The 11404-nt window shown below is 74.8% G+C and carries 13 protein-coding genes and 1 pseudogene; 9 read left to right on the forward strand and 5 right to left on the reverse strand.

Annotated features, from left to right (window positions below):
* Positions 1–447 (forward strand): annotated as a pseudogene (locus BUB17_RS22030) (hypothetical protein); the annotation flags it as partial.
* A 40-nt stretch (positions 448–487) separates the two neighbouring features.
* On the opposite strand, the gene BUB17_RS22035 reads toward BUB17_RS22030, so the two are convergent.
* The gene (locus BUB17_RS22035) at positions 488–919 is read right to left on the reverse strand and encodes a DUF2795 domain-containing protein (protein ID WP_083606520.1); all 432 of its coding nucleotides are present in this window, start codon (positions 917–919) and stop codon (positions 488–490) included.
* A 72-nt stretch (positions 920–991) separates the two neighbouring features.
* On the reverse strand, positions 992–1201 hold the full coding sequence (locus BUB17_RS22040) for a hypervirulence associated TUDOR domain-containing protein (RefSeq protein WP_072920814.1): 210 nt from the start codon (positions 1199–1201) through the stop codon (positions 992–994).
* Positions 1202–1480: 279 nt separating this feature from the next.
* Between BUB17_RS22040 and BUB17_RS22045 the strand changes: the two genes are divergently transcribed.
* The 7 genes from BUB17_RS22045 (at position 1481) to BUB17_RS22075 (ending at position 8593) form a co-directional block, all read left to right on the forward strand.
* Complete coding sequence (locus tag BUB17_RS22045) at positions 1481–2266, forward strand: siderophore-interacting protein (RefSeq protein WP_072920815.1); 786 nt, start codon at positions 1481–1483, stop codon at positions 2264–2266.
* A gap of 98 nt (positions 2267–2364) precedes the next feature.
* Entirely contained in the window at positions 2365–3087 is a 723-nt protein-coding gene (locus tag BUB17_RS22050; RefSeq protein WP_072920816.1) for a response regulator transcription factor, read from the forward strand.
* Positions 3084–4652: a sensor histidine kinase gene (locus BUB17_RS22055; RefSeq protein WP_083606521.1), complete on the forward strand. Its 1569-nt coding sequence runs from the start codon at positions 3084–3086 to the stop codon at positions 4650–4652. The genes BUB17_RS22050 and BUB17_RS22055 overlap by 4 nt, the downstream gene beginning before the upstream one ends.
* Before the next feature lie 30 nt (positions 4653–4682).
* Positions 4683–5396, forward strand: coding sequence for a PaaI family thioesterase (locus BUB17_RS22060; protein WP_072920817.1), 714 nt, complete (start codon positions 4683–4685; stop codon positions 5394–5396).
* A 73-nt stretch (positions 5397–5469) separates the two neighbouring features.
* Positions 5470–6219 (forward strand): inositol monophosphatase family protein, encoded by a 750-nt coding sequence (locus tag BUB17_RS22065; protein WP_072920818.1) that lies wholly within the window; start codon positions 5470–5472, stop codon positions 6217–6219.
* A gap of 95 nt (positions 6220–6314) precedes the next feature.
* Entirely contained in the window at positions 6315–7223 is a 909-nt protein-coding gene (gene cysD / locus BUB17_RS22070) for a sulfate adenylyltransferase subunit CysD (RefSeq protein ID WP_072920819.1), read from the forward strand.
* Positions 7223–8593 (forward strand): sulfate adenylyltransferase subunit 1, encoded by a 1371-nt coding sequence (locus BUB17_RS22075; protein ID WP_244277425.1) that lies wholly within the window; start codon positions 7223–7225, stop codon positions 8591–8593. The genes cysD and BUB17_RS22075 overlap by 1 nt, the downstream gene beginning before the upstream one ends.
* A 42-nt stretch (positions 8594–8635) precedes the next feature.
* On the opposite strand, the gene BUB17_RS22080 is transcribed toward BUB17_RS22075, so the two are convergent.
* From BUB17_RS22080 to BUB17_RS22090, 3 genes are all read right to left on the reverse strand, one after another.
* Positions 8636–9988 carry a cytochrome P450 gene (locus tag BUB17_RS22080; protein WP_083606522.1) on the reverse strand — a complete coding sequence of 451 codons (1353 nt, stop codon included), beginning with the start codon at positions 9986–9988 and terminating at the stop codon, positions 8636–8638.
* Positions 9989–10111: 123 nt separating this feature from the next.
* On the reverse strand, positions 10112–10291 hold the full coding sequence (locus BUB17_RS22085; protein WP_072920820.1) for a hypothetical protein: 180 nt from the start codon (positions 10289–10291) through the stop codon (positions 10112–10114).
* Positions 10288–10734 carry an ATP-binding protein gene (locus BUB17_RS22090; RefSeq protein WP_072920821.1) on the reverse strand — a complete coding sequence of 149 codons (447 nt, stop codon included), beginning with the start codon at positions 10732–10734 and terminating at the stop codon, positions 10288–10290. Before BUB17_RS22090 ends, BUB17_RS22085 begins: the two co-directional genes overlap by 4 nt.
* Positions 10735–10955: 221 nt before the next feature.
* On the opposite strand from BUB17_RS22090, the gene BUB17_RS22095 reads away from it, so the two are divergent.
* Positions 10956–11318, forward strand: a complete 363-nt coding sequence (locus BUB17_RS22095) for a hypothetical protein (protein ID WP_072920822.1) — start codon at positions 10956–10958, stop codon at positions 11316–11318.
* The last annotated feature ends 86 nt before the right edge of the window (positions 11319–11404 follow it).

An 11404-nucleotide genomic window follows, 5' to 3' on the forward strand; every position in this document is an offset into this window, starting at 1 on the left:
GTGGAGGGCACCGTCGCCCGCTCCGACGACGCCATCACCGCCGTGGAGCAGACCATCGCCCGCTCCGACGGCGCCGTCTCCCAGGCCGAGGGACTGATCGGCCGGATGGACCCGATGGTGGACGTCTTCCAGGAGCCCCTGCTGGCCCTGGCCCCTGCGCTACGACGCCTCGCGGCGAGCGTCGACCCCGACGAGGTGGAGGCGGTCGTCGCCTTCATCGACCGACTGCCTCAGCTGATGACCCACCTCGACGAGGACATCCTGCCGGTGATCGGGTCCCTGGGGTCGGTCGGCACCGACGTGCACGACCTGGTCGACACCATGCAGGACCTGCGGCACGTCGTGAAGGGCTTCCCCGGCTCCCGGCTGTTCCGCCGGCGGGGCGCGGAGGAGATCGCGGAGGACGAGCAGGAGGACGAGCACCAGGAGGTCGCGGAGGGCCGGTGAACGGTCGGGAGCCGGTGCGCCCGGCTCCCGACCGCCCCGCTCAGGTCTCGGTGGGGTACCCCAGCGCGCGGACGACGTCGCCGATCCGCTCGTAGGTCTCGCCCTCGGGGAGCCGCCGCAGCTCGTCGACGACGGCGTCGGGGGCCCGGTGGTCCAGGGCCGCCTCGACCAGGGTCGGCCCATCGCTCGGGAAGTCGGCCCGGTCCAGCCAGCGGGCCAGCTCGGCGCGGGCGACGACGGCGTCCTGGGTCATGCCCACCGGCACGCCGCCCACCAGGGTGCCCATCGGATCCGCCGTGATGTCCGGGTCGCCCTCGGCGACCGGCTCGACCTCGCGCCACTCCTCGGAGCGGGTCGCGTGCTCGGCCTTGAGCATTCCCTGGATCTCGTGCTCGAGCTCCTCGTCCACCCGTGGGCTGTGCTTGGTGCTGCGGGCCGCCGTTCCGGCGAACTGGTCTCCGCTCTCGCTCACGATCCCCCTCCTCCTGGTGCCTTGTCCTGCTGGTGCCTTGTCCGGCTGGTGCCTTGTCCGGCTGGTGGGTGGTCACTTCTCGTGCAGGGCGCCGGGCTTGTGCACCGCCGTCTTGCCGGTCTTGTCGCTCTCGACCTCGTACTGAGGCTCGTCCTTGCTCGCCTTGACCGTCCGGCCGGCCGCCTCCGTCTCGGAGATGATCTTGCGCTTGACGGTGCCCTCGACCTCCTGGCCGTGGCTGTTCCAGGTGACGTGGTCACCCTTTTTCAGGTCGTCCGACATGTGGACCTCCCGGGTGCTCGACGCGGTCCCCCGCCTCTGCCCGGCACGGGGCCAGGACACACATCACCCGTCCGAGAGCGCGGATCACCCGTGCGGGCACTGACGCCGGCGCATCCGTCACGTAGCGTTCCCCTCGACGGGGATCGTCCCGCCGTTGTCGCTGCTCAGAGCGGGGTACACGACCACGCAGCGTGACGTCTTCGTCCTCGATCGCCGGCCCGGTCGACCCCATTCCCCCGGGGTCGGCCGGGTCGGCCCACATCTAGGCTGGGTTCCGCCATGCCCGCCCCGCCCGTGCCCGCCCCCGACCCCACCCGGCCGGTCGACGTCCTCACCGTGACCTCGGTCGACGACGTCACCCCGTCCGTGCGCCGCATCGTGCTCTCGGGCACTCCGGCGGCGGCCGCGGCGGCCGGGCCCACGATCTCGCTGCTGGTCCCCCGCGTCGGCGACCCCGCGCCACGCTGGCCGAGGGTGCAGCGGGACGGGCGGATCGTCTGGCCCGACGGCCCGCACGGGGTGAGCCTGCGCAGCTACACCGCCCGCCGGCAGGACGCCGAGCGCGGCGAGGTGGAGATCGACTTCGTCCTGCACGGCGACGGCCCGGCCGCGGCGTGGGCCGGTGCCGCCGTCCCCGGGGCGACGGTGGCCGTCGCCGGCGGCGGCCCCCTGGGGGACCGGCCGGCCGGCTGGCTGCTGCTGGCCGGTGATGAGACCGCGCTGCCGGCGATCACCCGCGTCCTGGCCGCGGCGCCGCCGTCCACCCGCGGGGTCGCCCTCGTCGAGGTCGCCGACGCCGCGGAGGAGCAGCCGCTGCCGGCGCCGGAGGGCGTGGACGTGCGCTGGCTGCACCGCGACGGCGTCCCGCCCGGGGAGGGCGCGCTGCTGCCCGACGCCGTCGCGGCGCTGGAGCGGCCGGACGGCGAGGACCTGTTCGCCTGGGTGGCCGCCGAGTCCGCCGCCGTCCGCGCGGTGCGGGCGGACCTGCGCGGCCGGTGGGGGCTGAGCCGGGCGCAGCACCACGCCATCGGCTACTGGCGGCGTGGCCGGGCGATGGGCGGGTGAGGGCCTCCAGACTCCTCACAGGGAACGCCCAGGGCTGCCCCAGCCCCGGGTTCCACCCTGGTCCCATGACCACGGCGGCGCGTTCTACAGGAGGTGCTGTGAGCAGCACCGGCAGGGGCTCGGCACCGGAGGCGCGCCTCCTCGTGGTGGACGACGAGCCCAACATCCGCGAACTGCTGTCGGCCAGCCTCCGCTACGCCGGCTTCGAGGTGGCCACCGCGGCGGACGGGCAGCAGGCGCTGGCGATGGCGGCGTCCTTCCGCCCCGACCTGCTGGTGCTCGACGTGATGATGCCGGGCCTGGACGGCTTCGGCGTCGTCCGCCGGCTGCGGGAGAGCGGCCGGCACACGCCGGTGCTGTTCCTCACCGCCCGCGACGCCGCGGAGGACAAGGTCTCCGGGCTGACCCTGGGCGGCGACGACTACGTCACCAAGCCGTTCAGCCTCGACGAGGTGCTCGCCCGCATCCGGGCGGTGCTGCGCCGCAGCACCGGCCCGCAGCGCCCGACGGAGTCCCCCCGGCTGTCCTTCGCCGACATCGAGCTGGACGAGGAGTCGCACGAGGTCGTCAAGGCCGGCGAGGTCGTCAGCCTCTCGCCGACGGAGTTCAAGCTGCTGCGCTACCTGATGGCCAACGCCGGGCGCGTGCTGTCCAAGGCGCAGATCCTCGACCACGTGTGGAACTACGACTTCAACGGCGACGCCAACGTCGTCGAGTCCTACATCTCCTACCTGCGCCGCAAGGTCGACACCACCGAGCCGCGGCTGCTGCACACCATCCGCGGCGTGGGCTACACGCTGCGGCTGCCGCGGGGCACGTGACGAGCCAGCCGCCCCTCGGGCGCGCGGCGCCCGCCCCGAGACCGCAACGGGCGCCGCGCTTCCCGCTGCGCATCACCCTCGTGGCGCTGCTGATGGGGCTGGTGGTCATCGCACTCACGGCCACGGGCATCACCGCGACGTCCCTGCTCAAGCGCTACGTGGTCGCGCAGCAGGACCGGCAGCTCGAGTCCACCTTCGCCCGGTACCAGGGTGAGCCGTGGTTCGGGCAGGCCTGCGTGGGGGGCAGCTCGGGGTTCCGGGGAGGCGGCCCGCAGTACGGCACGTTCTACGTCGCCTGCCTGTCCTCGAGCGGTCAGTTCGCCGTCCTCGCCGTCCCGCTGGAGGCAGAGACAGGGAGGGTGACCTTCTCCGGGCGGAACGCCGAGGTGGTGCAGGCCGGCATCGGCCGCCCCGTCACCGTGCGGTCGGAGGACGGGAGGCTGTGGCGGCTGATCAGCGCGGACGTGGGCGGCGGGAACACCGCGGTGGTGGCCAGCGACATCGAGGCCGGCGGCCAGGTCATCGGCCAGCTGGTGCGCATCCAGATGGTGGTCGGGCTCGTCGTGCTGACCGTCCTCGGGGCCGCCGCGTACGTGCTGGTCCGCAACAGCCTGCGGCCGCTGACCGAGGTCGAGCGCACCGCCGCCGCGATCGCTGCCGGCGACCTCTCCCAGCGGGTGCCGGCGGGAGACGACCGCACCGAGGTGGGCCGGCTCGCGACCGCCCTCAACGGGATGCTCGCCCGCATCGAGCACGGCTTCCGGGCGCAGCAGGCCTCCGAGGAGCAGGCCCGCGCCTCGGAGACCCGGATGCGCCGGTTCGTCGCCGATGCCAGCCACGAGCTGCGCACCCCGCTGACCTCGATCCGCGGCTTCGCCGAGCTCTACCGGCAGGGCGCGGTGGGCAGCCCGGAAGAGACCGCCCGGCTGATGCAGCGCATCGAGTCCGAGGGCGCCCGCATGGGGGTGCTCGTCGAGGACCTGCTGCAGCTGGCCCGCCTGGACCAGCAGCGCCCGCTCAGCATCACCCCGGTCGACCTGGCCGAGGTCGCCGGCGACGCCGTCCACGACGCCCGCGCCCTGCAGCCCGACCGGCCGCTCACCCTGCACCTGGACGAGTCGCTCAGCGAGGTCCCCGTGGTGCTCGGCGACGAGGCCCGGCTGCGCCAGGTGGTCGGCAACCTGGTGACCAACGCCCTGGTCCACACGCCACCGACCGCGCCGGTCACGGTCACCGTCTCCGACGAGCCGGCGGCCGGGGGCGGCCCGGCGGACAGCGACGACGGCGGCGTGGTCGTGCTCCGGGTGGCCGACGAGGGGCCGGGCATGGCCCCCGAGGACGCCGCGCGGGTGTTCGAGCGCTTCTACCGCGCCGACCCCTCCCGGGTCCGGACGGCGGGCGGCACCGGGCTGGGGCTGGCCATCGTCAGCGCCCTGGTGGCCGCGCACGGCGGCACGGTGCACCTGGACACCGCCCCGGGCCGGGGGGCGGTGTTCACCGTCCGGCTGCCCCGCTCCGGCCCGGGCTCCGCCGTCCCGCCGGTGCCGGACGGACCGGCGGCCTGAGCCGGCGGGCGGTGCGGTTACCGTCCGCGGGTGACCTCCGACGCGGGCGGGCAGCCCTACGACGCCGACCTGATGGCCGCGGTGACCGAGCTCGGCACGGCCCTGCGGGAGCTGGTGGACGCCTCCGTGCGCACCACCGTCCCGGCTGGCGAGCTGCGCGCCGCGGCCGCCGACGCGCGGGCCGTCACCGCCCGCCTGGCCGCCGCGCAGCGGCCGGCGACCCAGCTCCCGGCGCTCGACGACCCGCTGGTGTTCCGCCGCGTCTACAACCCGGTGAGCGGGGTGGGCAGCGCGCTGGCCCCGCCGGTGCGGATCCGCCGGGTCGACGGCGGCGTCATCGGCGAGGCCCTGCTCGGCCCGGCCTACGAGGGCCCGCCCGGCTACGTGCACGGCGGCATGAGCAGCATGCTCATGGACCAGCTGCTCGGCTCGGCCGCGATCGCCGCGGGGCTGTGGGGCATGACCGTGCGCCTGGAGGTGGACTACCGGCGACCGGTGCCGCTGTCGACGCCGCTGGCGATGCGGGCGCAGGTCACCGAGGCCGCCGGCCGCAAGTGCGTCGTCACCGGCACGATCGCGACCACGGCGGTGCCCGACCGGACGCTGGTCGAGGCCCGCGGCGTCTTCGTCATGCCGCGCCAGGAACTGCACGCCGACTACTTCGGCGCGATCACCGACGCGTCCGGCCGGCACCGGCCGCCGGGGCGGCCGACCGACGCCACGGCCCTCACCGACCGCACGTGACCGAGCGCGCGAGGTCGTGCGGAGACACAGCAGCGCGGGTCACCGGGACGACGAGCGCCGGCGCGGAGGTCCGGTGAGAGACGTCGAGGTCGCCGCAGCCGCGGCCCGGGCGGCCGCCGCCGTCCTCATCGGGCTGCGGGCGGAGGGCCGGCTCACCGGCCGGGACCTGGGGGACGCCGGGGACGCCGCCGCGCAGGCCGCCATCAGCGAGGTGCTGGCCGAGCACCGTCCCGACGACGTCGTCTACAGCGAGGAGGCGGTCGACGACCGCCGCCGGCTGACCGCCGAGCGGGTGTGGATCGTCGACCCGCTCGACGGGACCCGGGAGTACGGCGAGTCGCCGCGCCCGGACTGGGCGGTGCACGTGGCGCTGTGGGCGGCCGGCGATCTGGCGGCCGCCGCGGTGGCGCTGCCGGCGCTGGGCGCGGTGCTCGTCACCGACCCCGCCCCCGTGGTGCCCCCGCCGGGCGGCGACCGGCCGCGGATCGTGGTCAGCCGCAGCCGCCCGCCCGCGGTGGCCGCCACCGCGGCCGCCGCCCTCGACGCCGAGCTGGTGCCGATGGGCTCGGCCGGGTGGAAGGTCACCGCCGTCGTCCGCGGCGAGGCCGACGCCTACCTGCACGCCGGCGGCATGTACCAGTGGGACTCGGCCGCGCCGGTCGCCGTCGCCCGGGCCGCGGGGCTCACCGCCGTCCGGCTGGACGGCTCGCCGCTGGTCTACAACGGCCCCGACGCGTGGCTGCCGGACCTGCTGGTGTGCCGTCCGGAGCTGGCCGACCGGCTGCTGGAGACGGTGCGGGCGGGGTCACAGCCACCGCCGTAGGGGCATGGCGGAGACTGGGCTCCGGGAATCCTCCCCGGGCCGGTGCGGTTGGTGCTGGTTCGAGCCCGCCCCCGATCCCCCGGAGCACCGAGCGCGTGAGCACCCCTGACTACCGGCTCTCCCAGCTGGAGACGCTGGAGGCCGAGTCCATCCACGTCATCCGCGAGGTGGCCGCGGAGCTCGAGCGCCCGGTGCTGCTCTTCTCCGGCGGCAAGGACTCCATCGTGATGCTGGAGCTCGCCCGCAAGGCGTTCGCGCCGGCCCGCATCCCGTTCCCGGTCCTGCACGTCGACACCGGGCTGAACTTCCCCGACGTGCTGGAGTTCCGCGACAAGCGGGTCGCCGAGCTGGGCGTGCAGCTGATCGTCGCCTCGGTGCCCGATGCGATCGCGGCCGGCACGGTCAAGCAGGAGCCCAACGGCTCCCGCAACCGCATCCAGACCCCGGTGCTGCTCGACGCGGTCGAGGAGCACGGTTTCACCGCGCTGTTCGGCGGCGCCCGCCGCGACGAGGACAAGGCCCGCGCCAAGGAGCGGGTGTTCTCCTTCCGCGACGAGTTCGGCCAGTGGGACCCGAAGAACCAGCGCCCCGAGCTGTGGGACCTCTACAACGGCCGGATCCACCTCGGCGAGTCGCTCCGGGTCTTCCCGCTGTCGAACTGGACCGAGCTGGACATCTGGCAGTACGTCCTCCGCGAGCAGATCGCCATCCCGCCGCTCTACCTCGCTCAGGAGCGGGAGGTCGTCGAACGGCAGGGGATGCTCTACGCGGTCAACGAGTTCATCCGCCCCAGGGACGGCGAGCAGCCGTTCCGGGCGACCGTCCGTTACCGCACCGTCGGAGACGCGAACCTGACCGCCGCCGTCCGCTCGGAGGCCACCACGGTCGAGGAGGTCATCGCCGAGATCGCGGTGACCCGGATGACCGAGCGGGGCGCGACCCGCGGCGACGACAAGGTCAGCGACGCCGCCATGGAGGACCGGAAGAAGGAGGGCTACTTCTGATGGCCGCGAACACCGCCGCCCAGCCCGGTGTCCACCCCGAGACGTACCCCACCGTGGCCGAGGCCGACGAGCCGGTCGACGTGCACTCCCCCGTGGCCGAGCACGCCGTGGAGCTGGCCACCGCGCGCAAGGACATCGTGCGCATCGCGACCGCCGGCTCGGTGGACGACGGCAAGAGCACGCTGATCGGCCGGCTGCTCTACGACAGCAAGGCGATCTTCGAGGACCAGTACGAGGCGGTGGCCCGCGCCAGCAAGGGCGACCACGTCGACCTCGCGCTGCTCACCGACGGCCTGCGTGCCGAGCGCGAGCAGGGCATCACCATCGACGTCGCCTACCGCTACTTCGCCACCCCGCGGCGCACGTTCATCCTGGCCGACACCCCCGGACACGTGCAGTACACGCGGAACATGGTCACCGGCGCCTCCACCGCCGACCTGGCGATCGTGCTGGTCGACGCCCGCAAGGGCATGGTGGAGCAGAGCCGCCGGCACGCCTTCCTGGCCTCGCTGCTGCGGGTGCCGCACCTGGTCGTCGCGGTCAACAAGATGGACCTCGTCGGCTGGTCGGAGGAGGTCTTCGAGGCGATCGCCGACGAGTTCAGCGCGTTCGCGGCCAAGCTCAGCGTGCCGGACCTGACCGTCGTCCCCATCTCGGCGCTGCACGGCGACAACGTCGTGACGCACTCGGCGAACACGCCCTGGTACGAGGGCCCGACGCTGCTCCACCACCTCGAGCACGTGCACGTGGCCAGCGACCGCAACCTCACCGACGCGCGGTTCCCCGTGCAGTACGTCGTCCGCCCGCAGACCGAGGAGCACCACGACTACCGCGGCTACGCCGGCACCGTCGCCAGCGGGGTGTTCCGCACCGGCGACGAGGTGCAGGTGCTGCCCAGCGGCCTGACGACGACGATCGCCGGCATCGACGGCCCGCGCGGCCCGGTGGGCGAGGCCTTCCCGCCGATGGCGGTGACGCTGCGGCTCGCCGACGACCTCGACGTCTCCCGCGGCGACCTGGTCTGCAAGCCGGAGAACGCCCCGACGGTCACGCAGGACCTCGACGCGCTCGTCTGCTGGATGGCCGAGGAGCCGTTGCGGCCCCGGCAGCGGATCGCCGTCAAGCACACCACCCGCTCCGTGCGCGCGATGGTCAAGGAGCTGGCCTACCGGCTCGACGTGAACACGCTGCACCGCGACCGGGAGGCTCCCGAGCTCGGGCTCAACGACATCGGCCGGGTGCGGCTGCGGGTCACCCAGCCGCTGTTCGTCGACGACTACACCCGCAACCGGGCGACCGGCCGGTTCATCCTGGTCGACGAGGCCACCAACGCCACCGTCGGCGCCGGGATGCTCACCCCCGCCGGATGAGGCCGTGCCCCGGGGAGCGGGCGACTGCGTCCCGGGGGAGGCTCAGCGCAGCGTCACCGGCAGGTGCTCGAAGCCGCGCAGCGTCTGCAGGTCGCGGCGCACCGGTCGGCCCGTCACCCGCAGGCCGGGGAAGCGCTCGGTCAGCGCGCGGAGCGCCACGGCCGCCTCCAGCCGGGCCAGCCCCGCACCGACGCAGTAGTGGACGCCTGCGGAGAAGGCCAGGTGGTCGCGGGCGTTGCCGCGGCTGACGTCGAACCGGCCGGGATCGGCGAAGACGTCCGGATCGCGGTTGGCCGCGCCGAGCAGCAGCGTGACGCGCGACCCCGGCCGCACCGGGACGCCGGCCAACTCGGTGTCGGCGCGGACCGTGCGGCCGGTGATCTGCACCGGGCTGTCGAAGCGCAGCACCTCCTCGACGGCGTTCGGCCAGCCGGTGGGGTCGGCGAGCAGGGCGTTCCGCTGGTCGCGGTGCGCGTCGAGCAGCACGACGGCGTTGCCCAGCAGGTTGACCGTCGTCTCGAAGCCGGCCCCCAGGAGCAGCAGCACGGTGGCGTGCAGCTCGCGGTCGGTCAGGGCGTCCTCGTCGGAGGCCGCGACGAGCCGGCTGACCAGGTCCTCCCCCGGCTCCCGGCGCAGCCCGGCGAAGTGCCCGGCCAGGAAGTCGTGCAGCGCCCGGATGGCGCGGTCGGCGGCCAGGAAGCGGCGCAGCGGCAGGCCGGGGTCCAGGGTCGCCGCGGCGGCGGCACCCCAGCGGAGGAAGTCCTCCTGGCGGTCCGTGGGGACGCCCAGCAGGTCGGCGATGACGAGGACCGGGAGCGGCGCGGCGAACGCCGCGACCAGGTCCACCGGGTCTCCGCGGGCGGCGGCCGGCTCCAGGGCGTCGAGCAGGGTGTCGGTGACGCGCCGCACCATCGGCTCGGCGGCCGTCGTGGCGCGTGGCGTGAAGGCCCGGCCCACCAGCCGGCGGTAGCGGGTGTGGTCGGGCGGGTCGACGACGAGCATGGACGGCGGCTCGGCGACGCCGGTGGCCGCGGGGTCGTCACCGAAGGCGAGCGCCCAGCGGGCCGGCCCGGGCGCTGCGGACCAGTCGAAGCCGACGCCGAAGCGGTCGGACCGCAGCACCTCGGAGGCCACGGCGTGCGACGTGGTGAGCGGACCCAGCGCGCTGCTGACCAGCGGACCGCGGGCGCGCAGCTGCTCGTGGACCTGGTGCGGATCGGCGCGCAGGACGGGGTCCCGCAACAGGCGGGCGACGAGGTCTCCCCGGCGCGCCTCGCGGGTCAGGTAGGCCGCCGGCATGCCGTGGCGCACCACCCAGCGGGCCATCGTGCGGGCCGGCCGCAGGGGCCGGGCCGCCGGCCATCCCGCGACCGCGGCCGGTGTCGTCGTCCCCACGCCTGCACTCCCCCGTCGCCGGTCGGTGACGTGGGGATCCTCACATGCGCGGCCCCGTCCCGTGGCCCCCTTGCAGGGGCCCGCCGCGAGCGTGCGAGCGGCGGGGGGCACGGGGGTCCTCGATCAGCCGGCGGCGTCGGCGTTCGGGTCCGGTGCCCGGCTGGCGTCGCCGTTCCAGTCCTTGCCCGCCTCGTCGGCGTGCTCCGAGATGCTGTCGGTCTGCTCGGCGACGGTCCGGACCATCTCCTCGTCGGAGAGCCCCTCGCCCGCGCTGTAGGTGTTGTCGCCGTTCGGCTCGCTCATGCCGTCTCCTCCTCGGTCGCTCGGTTCCCCGCCCCGTCCCCGGGAGTCGCCGCCCCCAAACCCGGGGCCGCGAGCTCGAACCAGACCCGCTTGCCGTCGGCGTGGTCCTCGACGCCCCAGCGGTCGGCGATCCCCTCGACGAGCCGCATGCCCCGCCCCCGGGGAGCACCGACCTCGAACGCCCGCACCACGGGGCGGAGCGCCGAGCCGTCGGCGACCGAGATGCGCAGCCACTGCTCGGAGAGGGTGAGCTCGAGGGTGAAGGACGCCTCGCCGGCGACGTGGTCGACGACGTTGGCCACCAGCTCGGTCACCAGGAGCGCTGCGTCCCCGGCGTCGTGCGGCGCCTGCCAGGCCCCCAGCAGGTCCAGCACCAGGTGCCGGGCGACCGGGACGCCGGCCGGCACCGGTCTCAGGTCGACGGCAGCGGTGAGCGTGGACATCGGGTCTCCCCCTGACCGGGGCCCCGCCGCAGCACGATCCCCTGGCGTTCACTCTGCGGTGCACCACCCCGTTGTCCGCAACATGATGGGCCGGACCGGCTGCGCGCAACGACCCTTGCCCCGCGACGGAGGTTGCGTGTCACAGGTCTTGCGTCAGGCCCCGGGGGATGGATAGTGTCCAACTGGATTGACTACATTCCACTTGGAGAGGCGGAGGGCCCGTGTCGACGGATTCCATCCAGCAGGACCCGGCCGTCCGGGCACTGACCGAGCTCATGACCGTGCTGGACACCTGCGTGACCGAGCTCCAGGGCGCCCGGTCACGCGCCGAGAAGCTGCTCGACGAGCGGCAGACCGGCCGCGCCTGGCTCGACCTCGTGACCGCGGAGTCCCGGCCGCTGGTCGTCGAGCAGATCAGCTCGGTGATGGCCTCCCTGGCCAGCGCGGGAGGCGCCTGGCGGCGGGAGCAGGCGCACGCGCTGGCCACCGAGCAGGTGAGCATCAACCGGATCGCCGCGATGTTCGGCGTCACCCGCCAGCGCATCTCCGCCCTGCTCCGCGAGCGCGCCCGCACCACCGGCTAGTCCTCGCCGGCCCCCTGCAGGGTCCCGCCGCGAGCCTCGGTCGGCCCCCTGCAGGGTCCCGCCGCGAGCCTGCGAGCGGCGGGGGG

Source organism: Geodermatophilus obscurus, assembly GCF_900143215.1.
In the GTDB taxonomy this organism is placed as follows: Bacteria; Actinomycetota; Actinomycetes; order Mycobacteriales; family Geodermatophilaceae; genus Geodermatophilus; species Geodermatophilus obscurus_A.